This window comes from Xanthomonas arboricola (assembly GCF_002940665.1).
GTDB classification, from domain to species: domain Bacteria; phylum Pseudomonadota; class Gammaproteobacteria; order Xanthomonadales; family Xanthomonadaceae; genus Xanthomonas; species Xanthomonas arboricola_B.
In genome coordinates this window covers 788,323-804,308 of sequence record NZ_MIGY01000002.1, presented here as the reverse complement: position 1 = coordinate 804,308, position 15,986 = coordinate 788,323, and the positions used below count along the sequence as shown (strand labels likewise).

15 protein-coding genes are annotated in these 15,986 nt (G+C 67.7%); all 15 read right to left on the bottom strand.

Going from position 1 to position 15,986, the window contains the following annotated elements:
* Window positions 1–51 precede the first annotated feature (51 nt).
* The gene (gene fliR, locus XarjCFBP7645_RS10640) at window positions 52–843 is read right to left on the bottom strand and encodes a flagellar biosynthetic protein FliR (protein ID WP_053051291.1); all 792 of its coding nucleotides are present in this window, start codon (window positions 841–843) and stop codon (window positions 52–54) included.
* Window positions 844–856: 13 nt separating this feature from the next.
* On the bottom strand, window positions 857–1,126 hold the full coding sequence (locus XarjCFBP7645_RS10635; protein ID WP_005917968.1) for a flagellar biosynthetic protein FliQ: 270 nt from the start codon (window positions 1,124–1,126) through the stop codon (window positions 857–859).
* A gap of 186 nt (window positions 1,127–1,312) precedes the next feature.
* Entirely contained in the window at window positions 1,313–2,158 is an 846-nt protein-coding gene (gene fliP, locus XarjCFBP7645_RS10630) for a flagellar type III secretion system pore protein FliP (protein ID WP_104537459.1), read from the bottom strand.
* Between the two features lies 1 nt (window position 2,159).
* Window positions 2,160–2,567, bottom strand: a complete 408-nt coding sequence (gene fliO, locus XarjCFBP7645_RS10625; protein WP_104537458.1) for a flagellar biosynthetic protein FliO — start codon at window positions 2,565–2,567, stop codon at window positions 2,160–2,162.
* Window positions 2,564–2,902, bottom strand: coding sequence for a flagellar motor switch protein FliN (gene fliN / locus XarjCFBP7645_RS10620; protein WP_016904992.1), 339 nt, complete (start codon window positions 2,900–2,902; stop codon window positions 2,564–2,566). The genes fliO and fliN overlap by 4 nt, the downstream gene beginning before the upstream one ends.
* Window positions 2,899–3,912 (bottom strand): flagellar motor switch protein FliM, encoded by a 1,014-nt coding sequence (gene fliM / locus XarjCFBP7645_RS10615; RefSeq protein ID WP_104537457.1) that lies wholly within the window; start codon window positions 3,910–3,912, stop codon window positions 2,899–2,901. The genes fliN and fliM overlap by 4 nt, the downstream gene beginning before the upstream one ends.
* A gap of 10 nt (window positions 3,913–3,922) precedes the next feature.
* Window positions 3,923–4,447, bottom strand: coding sequence for a flagellar basal body-associated FliL family protein (locus XarjCFBP7645_RS10610; RefSeq protein ID WP_104537456.1), 525 nt, complete (start codon window positions 4,445–4,447; stop codon window positions 3,923–3,925).
* A 191-nt stretch (window positions 4,448–4,638) separates the two neighbouring features.
* Window positions 4,639–5,886 carry a flagellar hook-length control protein FliK gene (locus XarjCFBP7645_RS10605; RefSeq protein WP_104537455.1) on the bottom strand — a complete coding sequence of 416 codons (1,248 nt, stop codon included), beginning with the start codon at window positions 5,884–5,886 and terminating at the stop codon, window positions 4,639–4,641.
* Window positions 5,883–6,338, bottom strand: a complete 456-nt coding sequence (gene fliJ / locus XarjCFBP7645_RS10600; protein WP_016904675.1) for a flagellar export protein FliJ — start codon at window positions 6,336–6,338, stop codon at window positions 5,883–5,885. The genes XarjCFBP7645_RS10605 and fliJ overlap by 4 nt, the downstream gene beginning before the upstream one ends.
* 3 nt (window positions 6,339–6,341) lie before the next feature.
* The gene (gene fliI / locus XarjCFBP7645_RS10595) at window positions 6,342–7,718 is read right to left on the bottom strand and encodes a flagellar protein export ATPase FliI (RefSeq protein ID WP_104537454.1); all 1,377 of its coding nucleotides are present in this window, start codon (window positions 7,716–7,718) and stop codon (window positions 6,342–6,344) included.
* On the bottom strand, window positions 7,715–8,335 hold the full coding sequence (locus tag XarjCFBP7645_RS10590) for a FliH/SctL family protein (RefSeq protein ID WP_104537453.1): 621 nt from the start codon (window positions 8,333–8,335) through the stop codon (window positions 7,715–7,717). Before XarjCFBP7645_RS10590 ends, fliI begins: the two co-directional genes overlap by 4 nt.
* A complete protein-coding gene (fliG, locus tag XarjCFBP7645_RS10585) occupies window positions 8,332–9,321 on the bottom strand; it encodes a flagellar motor switch protein FliG (RefSeq protein WP_016904678.1) in 990 nt (329 codons plus the stop codon). The genes XarjCFBP7645_RS10590 and fliG overlap by 4 nt, the downstream gene beginning before the upstream one ends.
* A 10-nt stretch (window positions 9,322–9,331) precedes the next feature.
* Complete coding sequence (gene fliF, locus XarjCFBP7645_RS10580) at window positions 9,332–11,062, bottom strand: flagellar basal-body MS-ring/collar protein FliF (RefSeq protein WP_016904679.1); 1,731 nt, start codon at window positions 11,060–11,062, stop codon at window positions 9,332–9,334.
* Between the two features lie 13 nt (window positions 11,063–11,075).
* A complete protein-coding gene (gene fliE / locus XarjCFBP7645_RS10575) occupies window positions 11,076–11,447 on the bottom strand; it encodes a flagellar hook-basal body complex protein FliE (RefSeq protein ID WP_006449786.1) in 372 nt (123 codons plus the stop codon).
* A 1,018-nt stretch (window positions 11,448–12,465) separates the two neighbouring features.
* The gene (locus XarjCFBP7645_RS10565; protein ID WP_181126284.1) at window positions 12,466–15,975 is read right to left on the bottom strand and encodes a glycosyltransferase; all 3,510 of its coding nucleotides are present in this window, start codon (window positions 15,973–15,975) and stop codon (window positions 12,466–12,468) included.
* Window positions 15,976–15,986: the final 11 nt, after the last annotated feature.

Genomic DNA, 15,986 nt, shown 5'->3' with positions numbered 1-15,986 from the left:
ACGGCCGGCGGGGGAAAAACTTGAGGCAATTCACGGTGATGGATGGGTCCGCTAGGCAGTCAATTCTCGGGCGGCGTCGAAGGCGGTATCGAACATGCGCTGCACGGGCGGTGCGAATTCGCTGGCGAAGCTGGACAGCAGAAACAGCCCCAGCAACACCGTCAACGGCAGGCCCAGCTGCATCGGGTTCAAGGCCGGCGCCGCCTTGGCCAGCGCACCGAAGGCCAGGTTGACCGCCAGCATCGCCACCATCATCGGCAATGCCAGGGTCAGCCCGCCGCGCAGGATCTGCAGGAACAGGGTGGGCGCCACCTCGGCGAAGGCGGCGGCGTCGGGAATCGCGGTGCCGATCGGCAAGGCCTTGTAGCTGTCCACCAGCAGCGCGATCACCGCCAGGTGTCCGTTGGCGGCGAAGAACAGCAAGCCAAACCCGAGATAGAACCACTGCGCGATCACCCCGGACGTCACCCCGCGCAGCGGGTCGGACATCTGCGCAAACGACAGGCCGGTGGACTGCGACACCAGCTCGCCGGCCATCGCGCCGGCTTCGAAGATCAGCTTGAGCATGAAGCCCATGCTGGCGCCTACCGCCAGCTCGCGGGCGACGCTGAGCACGGCCTGTGCGGTGAAACCGTCCCAGTCCGGCACCGGCGGCAGCAGCGGCGCCAGCACCATCGACAAGGTTCCGGCCAGCATCACCCGCACCCGTCCCGGTACCGCGCGGGTGCCGATCAACGGCATCGCGGTCAGCAACGCACCGGTGCGCAGCATGGTCCACATGATCGCCCCGACCATCGCGAACGCGCGCTGGCCGTCGATCACCATCTGGGTAGCGGCATCCATCCGGCCGGGTCCGCTAACCGATCAGATGCGGAATGCGCTGGAACAGCGCAATGGTGAACTCGACCAGATGCCCCAGCAGCATGCTGCCGGTGGCAAACAAGGTCGCCGTCAACGCGACCGCCTTGGCAACGAAGGCGATGGTCGGTTCGTTCAACTGGGTGGCGGCCTGCACCACACCGATCACGACACCGACGACCAACACCGCCAGCAACATCGGTCCGGCAATCCACAGGACGGTGACCAGGCCACCACGCAATTCGGTCAGGGCGATTTCAGGGCTCATGGGTGCGATGATGCAAGTGGGGTGCCAAAGGATGGGATTGGGGAATCGGGAATCGGGAATCGGGACTGGCCCCTCTCCAGCGGGAGAGGGGTTGGTGTGAGGGTACGAGGCGAAGCCTCTGCACCCGGACCGAAGCGGAAGGGCGTGTGGACACGACGGCAGGCGGCGCGCACGCAAACCTTGCGGCTAGGACGCGTTGAAGCTCGCGGCCAATGTGCCCACCACCAGCACCCAGCCATCTACCAGGATGAACAGCAGGATCTTGAAGGGCGCCGAGATCAACATCGGCGACAGCATCATCATGCCCATCGACATCAGCACGCTGGCGACCACCAGATCGATGATCACGAACGGGATGAAGATCAGAAAGCCGATCTCGAATGCGGTCTTCAGCTCGCTGGTCACGAACGAGGCCACCAGCACCGGCAACGGCACCGCGTCCGGGCCGGCGTACTTGCCGTCGCCGGCCATGCCGGCGAAAGTCATCAGGTCGGTCTCGCGGATCTGCGCCAGCATGAAGGCGCGCAGCGGTTGGGTGGTCAGCGTCCAGGCGGTCTGGAAATCGATCTGGTTGTTGAGGTACGGCGACAGCCCGGCGCCCCACATCTTCTGCCACACCGGCATCATCACCAGCGCAGTCAGGAACATCGACAGCCCCAGCAGCACCTGATTGGACGGGGTCTGGCCGGTGCCCAGCGCCTGGCGCAGCAGGCCCAGTACGATGGTGATGCGGGTGAAGGCGGTCAGCACCAGCAGCATCGACGGCAGCAGGGTGATCGCCGTCATCAGCAGCAAGGTCTGCAGCGGCAGGCTCACCGGCTGGTCGCCGATGCGGCCGACACTGACATTGGGCAAGGACGGCAGCTGATTGGCACCGGCCGGAGCGGCCGCCGGTGCTGCGGCGGGTGCGGCGGCCTGGGCCATGGCCGGCAGTGCGGCAGGCGTGGCAGCGGCCAGCAGCGGGCAGCTCATCACCAGCAGGATCAGCACCAGGCGGAGGCTGCGCCCCCAGCGATTCCAACGACTCAACATGTCACGGGTCCTTGCGCAGCTTCTGTGCCAGCAGCTGGGCGAAATTGGGAAGTTGCTTGAAGTTGGGAAGGGTGGGTGCGGGCGCGGACGGCAGCGGTTCGGACAGCGTGTGCAAGGTGGTGATGCCGCCGGCGGTGACGCCCAGCAGCAACTGCTGGCCGTTGACCTCCACCACCACCACCCGTTCCTTGGCACCCACCGCCAGGCTGGTCACCACCCGCAGGCCCTCGGTAGTGCGGAAGCCGCTGCCGGGCATGCGCTTGAGCAACCAGCCCAGGCCGACGATCAGCGCGAGCACCAGCAGCAATGCAAAGACCGCGCCAAACAGGCTGGGCGAGGACGGCGCCTGCGCGCCGACCTGGGTGGCCTTGGCCGCGACCGGCGCGGCAGCGGCCAGCAGGCCGATCACCGCAGCCTCCGGATCCGTTCGCTGGGGCTGACCACGTCGGTCAGGCGGATACCGAAGCGGTCGTTGATGACCACCACCTCGCCATGCGCGATCAAGGTGCCGTTGACGTAGACGTCCAGCGGTTCGCCTGCGCCGCGCTCCAGTTCCACCACCGAGCCCTGGTTGAGCTGCAGCAGGTTGCGGATCGGAATGCGCGCGCGGCCCACCTCCAGCGACAGCGTCACCGGCACGTCCAGGATGACGTCCAGGTTGAGGTCGGTGGCATTCTGGTCGTGCTCGGCCTGCAGGCTGTCGAAGGTGGCAGGCGCGGCGTCGAGGATGTCGGAGTTGATCATTTGCTGGAGTCCTGGGAGGGAACGGCGCGTGGGGCTTGCACGCCGGGCGGGCGTACGGCGGTGATCTTGACGGCGTTGTTGCCATTGGAGACGCCGAATTCGCCGGTGAACAATGGGATCTCCTCCACGCACAGCGGCACCTGTGCGGGGAGGTCGATCGGCAGGATGTCGCCGATCTTCAGGCCGGTGAGCTGACGCAGGCTCATGCGCTTGCTGGCCAGCACGCTGGACAGGGTCACCTCGGCGGTGTCCAGCTGCTCGCGCAGCATCACGTTCCAGGAGTCGTCGCGGTCGTTGCGGTCGCTCTGGATGCCGGCATCGAGCAGTTCGCGGATCGGCTCCAGCATCGAATACGGCAGGGTGATGTGGATTTCGCCGCCGCCGCCTTCCAGTTCGACATGGAAACGGCACACCACCACGTACTCGCGCGGGGTGACGATGTTGGCGAAGTGCGGGTTGATCTCCGAATTGATGTACTCGAAGTCCACTTCCATCACCGGCGCCCAGGCTTCCTTCAGATCGGCGAAGGTCTGCTTGAGCATCAGCTGCACCACGCGCATCTCGGTGGCGGTGAACTCGCGACCTTCGATACGGGTGTGGTAGCGGCCGTCGCCACCGAAGAAGTTGTCCACCACGGTGAATACCAGCGTGGGTTCGAACACGATCAGGCCGGTGCCGCGCAGCGGCTTGAAGCGGATCAGGTTGAGGTTGGTCGGCACATACAGCGAGTGCATGTATTCGTTGAACTTGACCAGGTCGATGCCGCGCACCGACAGGTCGGCCGAGCGCCGGATCAGGTTGAACAGGCCGATGCGCCACAGCCGCGCGAAGCGCTCGTTGACCATCTCCAGGGTCGGCATGCGGCCACGGATGATGCGGTCCTGGCTGGACAGATCGTACTGGCGTGCCTCACCGGGCAGCGGCTCCGGCTCGGTGTTGACCGCACCCGAATCCACGCCATGCAGCAGGGCATCGATTTCGTCCTGGGAAAGCAGATCGCTGACGCTCATGGGGCAGGCCTTACTGGGTAACGAAACTGGTGAACAGCAGTTCTTCGACGCACTTCTTGCCGGTTTCGCCGGTCATGACCTTCTGCGCTTCGGCCAGGGCGGCCTTCTGCAGCTTCTGCTTGCCGACCAGGTCGGCCACATCGGTGGCCTTGACCTGCGACAGCAGCATCAGCAGATGCGCGCGGATGGCCGGGGCGTTTTCGGTGATCAGCTTGAGGTCTTCCGGGTCGCGGGTGACCAGCTGCACTTCGACCTGCAGGTACTGCGGGCCGTCGCCGGGGTCGGCCAGGTTGACCACGATCGCCGGATCCATCGGAAAGTACTGCGCCGGCTTGGGCACTTCGGCCACCTTGGGCGCGGCGTGCTTGCCGTCTTTCTCCTCGCCCTTGTGGCCGAAGAAGAACCAGGCGCCGCCGCCGGCAGCGGCCAGCACCACGACCCCGACGGCGATCAGCAGAAGTTTCTTGCCGCCCTTCTTCTTGTCGCCCTTGTCGTCTTTGTCTTCGGTCTTCTTGGGTTTTTCCGCGGCTGCCACAGTCTGCTCCAGGGGGAATGCTCACCCAGTGGATGCAATTGGCGTGCCAATCCGGCGACGGTTTCCTGGCGCGCGTGCAGCTTCAACGACAAAACCCCCGCAGGCCTTGCGCTGCGAGGGTCGTGGGGCGGTGCCGGAGCTTGCCGGCACCCAAGGTTTCAGCCGCGCCGGGGCGTGCCCGGCGCGCGCGCTCAGGCGTAGGCGTCCAGCAATCCACGCTGGCGTAACACCACCGACGGAATTCCGACGGGCGGGCTGTCGTCCAGGCTGAGGCCATTGCCGTCGTTGCCGCCACCGTTGCGGTTGCCGGACTGGCTCTGCTGTTGCTGGCCGACATCGGCCTGGCCGAGCTGGAAGCCGTTCTGCCCGAGCATTTCGCGCAGACGCGGCAGGCTCTGCTCCAGCGCCTGGCGCACGTCGGCATTGGCGGAGCTGAAGCTGGCATTGACCTTGTCGCCGTCCAGATGCAGCCGCACCTCGACCGGGCCCATCTCGTTTGGGGTCACCTTGATATGGGCATGGCCGATCTTCTGGTCGGCCAGCCAGCTCATGCGCGCGCCGATGGCGTCGTCGAAGCTGTCGCTGCCCATTTCCGGGGTTGGGGTGGGCGAGGCGCTGAACACCGGTGCCGGGTCCTGCAGGCGGCCGAGCGCGGCCGCCGTGGTGGTCGGCAGCACGAACGCCGGGGCGTCCGGCGCGGCCGGGCCGGCGCTGTCGTCGGTGCCCGGGTCCAGCGCCTTGGTCGCCATGCCCATCAATGCGGCCGCCTGGGCATCGCCGCTCAAGGCGGTGACGGAAGTGGGCTTGGCGCCGGCGGCGGCAGCCGGTGCCAGCGCGCCCAACGAGGGCAGGGCGGTGCCGGCGGTCGCGGTGACGGTGGGTGCGGCCGCATCGGTCGGCAGCGCGGTTGCGGTCGTCGTGGCGCCGGCGGCAGCGGTCACCCCGGTTGCCAGCGCCGCAGCCGCGGCCGCCAGCACATCGCCGCCGGGCACTGCCTGCGCAAGCAGCCCCATGCCGAAGCCGCCCAGGCCCGGCGGTGGCCAGCCGGTGTCGGTTGCGGCCGCTGCATCGGTCGCTGCGTCTTCGCCATTGCTCGCGGTCTTGCTGCCCTTGCCGGTCTTGGCGGCGCCGGACGTGGCGGCCTTGGCATCGCCGTCCTGCGCACGCGGGCGTGCGGTGGCGTCGCTCGGCGCATCGTCGCCGTGGTCGTCGTCGCTGCGCTGCTTGTCGGGCTGGTTGGGCTTGGGCGCGGCCTGCTTGGCCGGCACGCGCTCGGGCGCCTGCGGCGGGGACTGGTTCGGCGGGTTGGCCGGATTGAGCATGCGCGCGAACTGGTCCTGGCCGGCGTCCGGCTCGGACGAGGGGTCGCTGTAGCTGGATTTCTTGCCGGTGCCGGCGAGTGCGCCGAGGCCGGCGGCAAAAGCGGACAAGGGGTTCATGCGGATTCTCCGTGGGTGTCTTCGCTGCGGGCCAGGCGCGAACGACGCGCGCCGAGGTCGTCCATCTCACGCTGGTCGCGGCGTTCGATCACCTTGTTCTCCTGCGCGCGGTAGCTGGCGGCCAGTTGCTCCAGCACCTGTTTCTCGCGGCTGGCCAGCAGTAGCCGGGTGCGCTCGGCTTCCACCTTGTTGCGGTTGTTCTCCACGGTCTGCGCCTGCTGCAGCACGGCGCTGTCCAGGCGGTCCAGGAAGGCGCGGCGGTTGGTCAGTGCGGCGGCGCTGGTACCGGCCATGTGGCTGTTGGCGTATTCCTCGGCATAGCGGCGCAGCTCTTCCAGGCGCGACTGGTGGGTGTCCAGGGCGCGCTGACGCTCGGCCAGGTCGCGCGCGACCTTGTCTTCCTGTTCCTGGGCGCGGCGCAGCAGGGGGTCGATCCGTTTGGACTGCATCATGGATTAGTTCTCGGGTTCGACCAGCCGCTGCAACGCGGACAGGCTGTCGGGCAGGTCGGCGGCGCGGTGGACGTCCTGGCCGAGGAAGTCGACGATTTCCGGCCAGCGCGCCAATGCTTCGTCGGTGGCCGGGTCGCTGCCGCGCTGGTAAGCGCCGATGGCGATCAGGTCGCGGTTGGCGGTGTAGGCCGACAGCAGGCGCTTGAGCTTGCGGATGCGCAGGCGCCAGGTGTCGTCGGCGATGTCCTGCACCACACGGCTGACCGAGGATTCGACGTCGATGGCCGGGTACAGGCCGCTGTCGGCAACCCGGCGCGAGAGCAGGATGTGGCCGTCGAGAATGGCGCGCGCCGCGTCGGCGATCGGGTCCTGCGGGTCGTCGCCCTCGGTCAGCACGGTGTAGAAGGCGGTGATCGAGCCGCGCCCCTTGGCGCCATTGCCGGCACGCTCGACCAGCGCCGGCAACTTGGCGAACACGCTCGGCGGGTAGCCGCGGGTGGTCGGCGGCTCGCCGACCGACAGGCCGATCTCGCGCTGGGCCTGGGCAAACCGGGTCAGCGAATCCATCAGCAGCAGCACGTTCAGGCCCTGGTCGCGGAACCATTCGGCGATCGCGGTGGCGCGATAGGCGCCATGCAGGCGCGCCAACGGCGGTCGGTCGGCCGGGGCGGCCACCACCACGGCGCGGCGCAGGCCTTCTTCGCCCAGGGTGGTTTCGACGAAGTCGCGCACTTCGCGGCCACGTTCGCCGATCAGCCCGACCACGATGACGTCGGCCGAGGTGAAGCGGGTCATCATGCCGAGCAGTGTCGATTTGCCGACGCCGGAGCCAGCGAACAGGCCGACGCGCTGGCCGCGGCCGATCGGCAGCAGCGCATTGATCGCGCGCACGCCGACGTCCAGCGAGGTGGTGATCGGTTCGCGCGCCAGCGGGTTGATCGACACGCCGGCCATGCTGACGCTGCCTTCGCCGCGGATCGGGCCCTTGCCGTCGAGCGGGGTGCCGTCGCTGTCGATGACGCGGCCGAGCAGGCCTTCGCCCACTTCGACGCCGCCGCGGCGCCGCGAGGGCACCACGCGGGCGTTCGGCAGCAGCCCATGCAGCTCGGCGCTGGGCATCAGGTAGGTGCGTTCGCCGGCAAAGCCGACCACTTCGGCATCCACCCAGCCGCCGTCGACTTCGACCTTGCAGGTGGCGCCCATCGGCGCTTCGCAGCCGGTGGCCTCCAGGGTCAGGCCGACCGCGCGACGCAGGATGCCTTCGCGGATCAGGGTGCGCCCGGCGCTCGGCTCCAGCCCGAGTCCGCTCAGCCGGGTGGCCAGGCGCAGGTTGCGCGCGTCCAGCCAGTCGGCAGGGGTGGCACCCAGCAGGGCGCTCACAGGCCTGCTCCGGATTTGCGCATGACTGTCTCCAGCGCAGCCCGCAGGCGCGCGTCCAAGGTTCCGTCCACGCGCACGCTTTCGGCGTGCACGCGCAGGTCGCCGCGGCTCAGGCTCAGGTCCGGCGCCACGCGGGTGGTGCTGCTGGGCGCCAGATGCGGCAGCAGCGCGGTGATGTCGTCCGGGTGCAGGCGCACTTCCACCTCGCGGCCGGCGCCGCCGACCGCATCGACGGCCTCCTGCACCAGCTCGGCCAGCAGCTGCGGGTCGGCCTGATAGGCACGCCCGACCAGCGAGCCGGCGATGCGCACGGCCAGTTCGCCGAGCGCGCCGACCACTTCGTTTTCCAGCCGCGCCAGCGGGCGGGTGAAGTTGTCCAGGATGCCGTCGATCTGCGCGGTCAGGCGGCGCACTTCGGACTGGCCCTGGGCAAAGCCTTCGGCATGGCCACGCGCGTAGCCTTCCTGCTGGGCGGCGTCCTCGATCGCCTGGATCTCTTCCAGGGTCGGCGGGCGCAGCACCGGTTCGAGCATGGCCGGCTCGTCGTACTCCGGCGCCGGCGGGGCCGGCTCCAGGTGCAGGTCGGGGGCCAGCCAGCGGGTGACGATGTCGTTCATACCATCGCCTCCGCACCGGCGCCGCCCAGGCTGATGGCGCCTTCGTCAGCCAGGCGGCGGACGATGGTGAGGATTTCCTTCTGCGCCGCTTCCACGTCGGCCAGGCGCACCGGGCCGCGCGCTTCCATGTCCTCGAGCAGGATCTCGGCGGCGCGCTGTGACATGTTGCGGGTGATCTTCTCGCGTACCTTGACGTCGGCGCCGCGCAAGGCCAGGCCCAGGCGCTCGCCGGAGACTTCGCGCAGCAGCGTCTGCAGGCCGCGGTCGTCCAGGTCCACCAGGTTGTCGAACACGAACATCAGGTCCTGGATCTTGCCGGCCAGGTCGGCGTCGATCTTGCCGATCTCGCCCAGCACGCCCTGGTCGGCGCCGGTGTCGAGGAAGTTGAGGATGTTGGCGGCGACCTTGATGCCGCCCACGTTGGACGACTTGAGGTTCTGGTTGCCGGAAAACTGGCGCTCCATGATGTCGTTGAGCTCGCTCAGGGCGTTCGGCGGGATGCCGTCCAGGGTGGCGATGCGCAGCAGCACGTCGGCGCGGGTGCGCTCGGGCAGCAGCTTCAGGGCCTCTGCGGCCTGGTCGCTGTCCAGATGCGCCATGACGATGGCGATGATCTGCGGGTGCTCGTTGCGCACCAGGTCGGCGACCGCGCGCGGGTCCATCCACTTCAGGGTGTCCAGGCCGGTGGTGTTGCGGCCGAGCAGGATGCGGTCGATCAGGCCGCCGGCCTTGTCGGCGCCCAGCGCCTGGATCAGCACGTTGCGGATGTAGTCGTCGGCGCCAACGCCCAGCGAAGTCTTGCCGGCCAGCTCGCCGTTGAACTCGTCCATCACCTTCTCGACCTGGTCGCGCGAGATACCGGTCATGGTGGCCATGGCGATGCCGATCTTCTGCACCTCCTTGGGGTCCATGTGCTTGAGCACTTCGGCGGCGTCGCTTTCCCCAAGCGACAGCAGCAGCACGGCGGCGCGCTGTACGCCGGTCATCGGTGGTGTATCAGGCTTCACTGGCGACCCATCCCTTCACGACTTGTGCGACACGTTTTGAATCGGCTTTGACTGCTTCGCGTGCAAGACGCATGCGTTCTTCGTAGGCGTCCGGCAGCGCGATCGGGTTCTTGCGGTCCTGACCGAGCTGGGCGGTGTCCTCTTCCAGGCGCGGCATCAGGTCGTCATCGTCGACCATCCGCACGTCGGCGCTCTGCGGAGTGCCATCGTTGCCGCCCTTCGCCTGCTTTTCCTTGATCGCGGTCACGCCGGTGAGCTGGCGCAGGGTGGGGCGCACCACGCCGAACAGCAGCGCCAGCACCACTACCGCACCGACCAGCAGGCGCAGACCGTTCTGCACGCGCGGGTCTTCCCACCACTTCGGACCTTCCTCGCCAGCCACCGCCTCGCGCACGAACGGGGCGTTCATCACCGACACCGTGTCGCCACGGGCCGCGTCGAAGCCCACCGCCTGCTTGACCAGGCCCTCGATGCGGGTGAGCTCGGCGGCCGTCAGCGGCTGCTCGACCATCTTGCCCTTGGCACCGGGACGCGGGACGTTGTCCAGCAGCACCGCCACCGACACCCGCTTGATGCGGCCGGCCGGCTGGCGGGTGTGTTGCAAGGTCCGGTCCAATTCGTAATTGCGGGTGGCGCTCTTGGAACTTTCGGTCGGCGCGGCCGGTGCGGCGGCCTGGCCGTTGGCAGCGGCCGGGGTTCCCGGTGCGCCGGCAGTGGCGTTTGCGGCTGGCGCCGGCGGCTGGCCGGGGCTGTTGCTGGTGGCGCCCGGGGGGCCCTGCGGGCCGGTGGCGCTGGTGCTGGTGTCGCTGACCTGTTCGCTGCGCAGCTTGGCCGGTTCGCCGTTGTAGAGCTCGCGGGCTTCCTCGACCACCGAGAAGTCCATGTCCACGCTGACTTCCGGGTTGACCCGGCCCGGGCCGGTCATCGGCTCGAGCAGCTCGCGGATACGCTGGTTGTAGGAGCTTTCCTGGCGACGCACCTGTTCGAACTGGGCGGCATGCTGGGCGGCGTCGCTGTTGGGATCGGCGATGGAGAGCATGCGGCCGCTCTGGTCGACCACGGTGACGCGCTCGGGGGTCATGTCCGGGATGCTGGAGGCGACCAGATTGACGATGGCATCGACCTGGTTGCGCTCCAGGCCCTGGCCGCCGCGCAGCTCCAGCACCACCGAGGCGCTGGCCACGTCACGCTGGCGGGTGAAGGCGCTCGGCTTGGGAATGGCCAGATGCACACGCGCCTCGCGCACCGGGCGCAGGGTGCCGATGGTGCGCGACAGCTCGGTTTCCAGGGCGTGCTGGTAGCGGGCGTTTTCGACGAACTGGCTGACGCCGAAGCCGGGGTCCTTTTCCATCAGCTCGAAGCCGCCGCCGGTTTCCTTGCCGGTCAGGCCGGAGCCGGCCAGCTTCAGGCGGGCGTCGTACAGACGGTCCTGCGGCACCGAGATGGCGCCGGTGTCCTGGTCGATCTTGAACGGGATCTGCGCGGTGCGCAGCAAGTCGGCCGCTTCGGCATTGCCCTTGTCGTCCAGGCCGGTGTACAGCGACTGGTAACCGGGCTTCTGCGACCAGAAGAACACTGCCAGACCCGCTGCCACCGCCACGGCGATCATCGCCATCATGGTCAGCTTGCGGGTGATCTGCAGGCTGCGGACACGGTCGAACCATTGCCCCGCCTTTTCGGCGTTCTGGTTCATGTTTTCTTTGGTGATCGCGAGAGCCATGTGTCGTCAACCCTTACAGCGGCATGTTCATGACGTCCTGATAAGCCTGGACGAGACGGTTGCGGACTTCCACGGTGGCGCGGAAGGCCACCTGGGACTGCTGGGAGGCGACCATGACCCGTGCCAGATCGGCACTGGGGTCGCCCATTTCAAAGGCCTTGGCCAGCGCGCCGGACTTCTGCTGGGCCTCGTTGACGCCGCCGATGGCGCCGCGCAAGGTCTCGCTGAAGCTCGGTGCCTGGGTGGCCGGTGTTCCCTGCGTGCCGGCCAGCCCCTGGATCTGATTGCCGCGCGCCGCATCGCCCACCGCGCCCATCGGGCCTTGGCCCATCTGCGTCTGGTAGCTGCGGATCTGCGAGAGGATGGAGGTAACGGAGTCGCTCATGGGTGCGGTCAGCCAGGGAGGCATCCACACCAATGCAAGCGGCGTGCCGAAACCGCGCCGGGATTCCGGCGCCGGGGGCGGGGAGGGGCTTTAAGTCAGCCGCGGATGGGTCCGGCGCTGGGCGATGGCGCGGGGGGACTTCGGTGCAGGGCTTTGGGTCTGTGGCGTGGTTGCGGGAGCAGTGCCCGCTCTCCATCGCGCGATGTGCCGCCCCGTGCCATCAGGCTCTTATGCAGTATCCGTACCGCATGAAGTCCCGCGACGGTCTGGGGACAAGGAGTAGTCGAGATGATCGGTGTGCACGCTCATCAGAGCGGTGCGTGCTACACCTTGTCCGATACTGATGCGACGGCTTGACGTCCGACGTCCGACGTCCGACGCACGTCGCACGGCCAGCGGCTTTTCACATGACCATCGATCAACTTTCACGTTGGTTGCGAAGCAGCGGGTTTTGCGGCTTGGCTGCAGGGCCCTTGCCCGCCCACCATCGCAGGACACGCCGCAAGTACGTCCTTGTAGGCTCTTACGCGGCATCCATGCCGCGTAAGGTCCCGCGACGGTGGGCGGGCAAGGACCCAGCGAGATGGTCGGTGTGTGGTTGCAAGCAGGCCATGGCGTGCATCGTCCGGATCACCTTGTGTCCGACAATTTTCCCGTCACAAGCTGAGCAACGGGCGGGCGTCCAACAAGCAATCGATGGACCTCTCGGCATCTCAATACCTCGCAATAAGCGTGGTTTTTTTACCTGACCACCGACCAACCTCTTGGTGCGGTGTCCTCGCCGGTTGCGGGACCGTGTGGCGGCATGGATGCCGCCACCGAGCTCCACGGACGGATTCATGGCGTGTCCCGCGAGCGGTGAGGGCACCGCACCCTCGACCGACTCCGCGTTTGAAGGCGGGCAAACGACGCTACGACTCCACATCACTGTCGCTGCAAGCCGATTGAACCGGCCGGCTTTGCTTGGCCTGATGACACCATGCCCCGGAAGCGGCGCCCACACCGCGGCTTCGATCGACTAATCCGGCAACCACGCTTGGCGCCACTGATCAAGATTGCTTCCGGTCAGCATCCAGTCGCGGCGCACCACGTCGCGCAACGCCGCACCCTTTGCTGCCGAAGCGGCCGGGTCGACCAGATGCTCGCGGATCGCGCCGATCCAGTCGCGGTAGCGGTTCTTCACCAGAGTCACCGGCAGGTTGCCCTGGTAGCAACGCACATCGCTGGCGATCACCGGATAGCCGCAGGCGCCGTATTCCAGCAAGCGCAGATTGCTCTTGCACGCGTTGAACAGATTCTGTTCCACCGGCGCCAGGGCCAGATCCAGATCCAGCGCCGCCAGTGCGGCCGGGTAATGATCGATCGGCACGCCGGGCTGGAACTGATGGATGTGCTGGCGCAATGCGAACGGGTACATCCCCATGAACACCCATTCGACCTCGTCGGCCAGCTCGCGCACCACATCGGCGATCAGCTCCAGGTCGCCGGTGTGACTGGCGCCACCGGCCCAGCCGATGCGTGGCTTGCCGCCCTGGCGTTGCCTAGATCCGCTGCGCGCGGGCAGGTGTTCCCACCAATGCGGCGGCAGGCGGTTTTCGGCCACGCGGATGTCGCTATGCAGTCCGGCAAACGCCTCGGCCAGCGCCTGGGTGGACACCACGAAGCGGTCCACCATGCCCAGCCCGCGCCGCACTGTCTTGAGGATGTCCTTGGGCATGTGCTCGCGATGCGCGTTCTTCAGCGGCAGCTTGGGCAGGTAGTCGTCCAGCTCGTAAACCTTGAAGGCGCGCGACAGCGCCTGCATTCGCCGCATCGCTTCCAGTCGCGGTTCGCCGACCTGGCGTTGCAGGATCACCACGTCGGGATCCTGACGCGCCAGCTCGCTGATCTCCAGATAGCCGTTGAACAGTACACCTTCGACCACGCCGGCTTCGCGCAGGGCGCGCAGCGGCTGGATCACCCGGTAGTGCCCGCAGCCTTCGACATCGGCGGGCAGGGCGATCATCGTCGGCAACGGTCGCCACGACTGCAGCGGCCGCCAACTGGCGCGCGGGTCGGCCAGCTGGAAGCCGGCGCCGGGATCCAGCGAGAAGCCCGGGTTGTAGGCCGGGTCGTTGGCCATCACCGGCAGCCAACGCGCATACATCGCTTCTTCGTCGCGTGCAGTGGCGGGCGTCGCGTCGGGCGGGTCGATCAGCAGCTGCGCGCGCGCAGCGTAGACATTGAGATAGCCGGCCTGCTGCAGGCGCAGACACAGATCGACATCGCTCCATGGCGCCAATGCCGGTTCCTGCGCAAAGCCGCCGGCGTCCAGAAACAGCTGGCGCGGCAGCATCAGGCATTCGCCGCCGAGCGCGCTGTAGTCCTGATCCAGCTGCAGGCGCTGCAGATAGCCCGATTCGTCGAACGCCGCACCGTCGAAGGCGCGTGCTGCCGGTGCGCCCAGGCCCAGCAGCAGGCCGGCGTGATGCACGGTGCCGTCGCCGCGCAGCAGCTTGCCGGCCACCGCGCCGACCTCCGGGCGCAGCGCGTGGTTGAGCAGCTGCGCCAGCCAATCGGCCTTGATCGCTGCCGCGCCGGCCGCCAGCCACAGCAGCATGTCGCCGCGTGCTTGCTCGGCCGCCGCATTGCAGGCCGCCTCGCGCGTGGGCTCACCTTCGAAGCGCAGCACGCGGATCTGTTGCAGCCCGAGGTTGTCGATGCCTGTCAGCCAGTCGCGCAGCGCCGGCTCGGTGCTGTCGCTGCGATCCAGCAACAGCAATTCGTAGTGCGGGTAGCCGGTGTTGGCGAGCACGCTTTCCAGGCAGCGCTGTACCTGCGCCAGGCGGCCATCCACCAATACCAGAATGCTGACCATCGGTTGCTGCGCATGGCGGTAGTCCACCGCATGCCGGCCGGGACCACTGCTGCTCACCACTGCGTCCACGTAACCGCGCGCGGCAAGATGGCGGCTGATGGCGCGCTGTTCGTCTTCGTCGTCATGCCGCGTGGTGGCCGATGCCACCAGCAAGGGCTCGGCGATGTGCCGGATGCAGGCCAGGCCGTAGCGCTCGACCAACCCAAGCTGGTAATCCAGTTCGAAGGCGTCGCTCGTTCCGGTTGGAAAGCCGCCAGCGGCCCGCAACGTGCGGTGCCGGAACAGCCAATGCCGCGACATCGTCGACGGCGCACTCAACAGCATGTCCAGATACAGCGCCGGCCGCATCGCCAGCCCCAGCTGACCGTCGTCCAGCGCGACCACTTCATCGGCGTAGACGGCCTGACACTCCTCCGACAGCACCAGCATCTCCAGCGCCAGCATCAGCAGGCCGCTGGCGGTGAACAGGCTGCCGGCTTGGACCAGCAGCACCCAGTCGATGGACTGTTGCGTGGCGATGGTCCGATTGAGTGTGGGCACCAACCCGTCCGGACCGATCAGCACACCGCGCTCGCCGTGCTCGTCGGCCTGCTGCGGCAAGCTGCTGATCACCCAGGTCTGCTGGTTCCGATAACACGCCACCGCCGCCAGACTGGCCTGGGTTGCGGCCACCGCTGCCGCATCGCCGTCGCTGTCGACCACCAGCACTGCGATCTGCGGGCCGCCCGCATGCGTTTGCAGGCGCGCATCGATCAAGGCGCGCTGCACGTTGCTCGGATGACGCACCCCCAACCAGGTGGACGGCGACACGCGCTCGGCCATTCCTGCGCTCTGCATCAGCGCGTTGACCAGATCCACCGACTTGAACACGCGCGCCTTGTGCGTGCTGAGCGGGGCGACGCGCACCTGGCGGTTGTCGCCGCTTTCGCGTCGCCAGCCGAGTTGGCGGATGCCCTGGCGCAGGTCTTCGTGGCCTTGATCGCCGATGCCCGGCTGATCGCGGCCGGCCTGACTGAACTGCGCGCCGGACACGCGGAAATGCGTGAGCGGGCCGGACAGCAAGGCCAGGTTGCCGTGACGCAGCAGCTTGACGTAGATCGCCAGGTCACCGACCCAGTGGATGGCCTTGCCGTTCAACATCATCAGCTCGCCACCCAGCGCCACCAGGTCGGCGCGCCGTGCAAGCACGCAACTCGGCTCGCCGATGAAGTTGATGGCATGGTCGGCCAGGAACGACACCAGCTCCGGCCCGTCGATCAGCACGTCGTCGGCGAACGGGAAGCTGGTCGCCAGGATGTCCGGCAACGGCGCACCGTTCTCGTCCACACGCAGCCGGCGCGAGGATGCCAGCACGGTGCCGGGGTTGCGCTCCATTGCGCCCACTAGCTGGGCGACGCAGTCGGGCTGCAACACGTCGTCGTCGTGCAGGAACTTGATGTAAGTGCCCTGCGCAAGGCCGATCCCTTTGAGTTTGCTGCCGAGCTCGCCCAGGCGATCTGGATTGCGGAAATAGCGGATCGGGAAAGAGCATTCCAGTGCATGCCTGGCGACACATTGCTCGATCAGCGCATCGACACTGTCGTCGCAGACGATCAGCTCGAGCCTGGGGTAGGACTGCAGAACTGCGCTCGTAAGCGCTTCATCGAGATAGCGCAGCTTGTAGGCGGGCATCACGATGCTGA

Excerpts from the sequence above, each read along its gene's own strand:
- fliR (WP_053051291.1), bottom strand. The coding sequence starts at position 843 with ATGGATGCCGCTACCCAGATGGTGATCGACGGCCAGCGCGCGTTCGCG.
- XarjCFBP7645_RS10635 (WP_005917968.1), bottom strand. The coding sequence starts at position 1,126 with ATGAGCCCTGAAATCGCCCTGACCGAATTGCGTGGTGGCCTGGTCACC.
- fliP (WP_104537459.1), bottom strand. The coding sequence starts at position 2,158 with ATGTTGAGTCGTTGGAATCGCTGGGGGCGCAGCCTCCGCCTGGTGCTG.
- fliN (WP_016904992.1), bottom strand. The coding sequence starts at position 2,902 with ATGATCAACTCCGACATCCTCGACGCCGCGCCTGCCACCTTCGACAGC.
- fliM (WP_104537457.1), bottom strand. The coding sequence starts at position 3,912 with ATGAGCGTCAGCGATCTGCTTTCCCAGGACGAAATCGATGCCCTGCTG.
- XarjCFBP7645_RS10605 (WP_104537455.1), bottom strand. The coding sequence starts at position 5,886 with ATGAACCCCTTGTCCGCTTTTGCCGCCGGCCTCGGCGCACTCGCCGGC.
- fliJ (WP_016904675.1), bottom strand. The coding sequence starts at position 6,338 with ATGATGCAGTCCAAACGGATCGACCCCCTGCTGCGCCGCGCCCAGGAA.
- XarjCFBP7645_RS10590 (WP_104537453.1), bottom strand. The coding sequence starts at position 8,335 with ATGAACGACATCGTCACCCGCTGGCTGGCCCCCGACCTGCACCTGGAG.
- fliG (WP_016904678.1), bottom strand. The coding sequence starts at position 9,321 with ATGACCGGCGTACAGCGCGCCGCCGTGCTGCTGCTGTCGCTTGGGGAA.
- fliF (WP_016904679.1), bottom strand. The coding sequence starts at position 11,062 with ATGGCTCTCGCGATCACCAAAGAAAACATGAACCAGAACGCCGAAAAG.
- fliE (WP_006449786.1), bottom strand. The coding sequence starts at position 11,447 with ATGAGCGACTCCGTTACCTCCATCCTCTCGCAGATCCGCAGCTACCAG.
- XarjCFBP7645_RS10565 (WP_181126284.1), bottom strand. The coding sequence starts at position 15,975 with ATGCCCGCCTACAAGCTGCGCTATCTCGATGAAGCGCTTACGAGCGCA.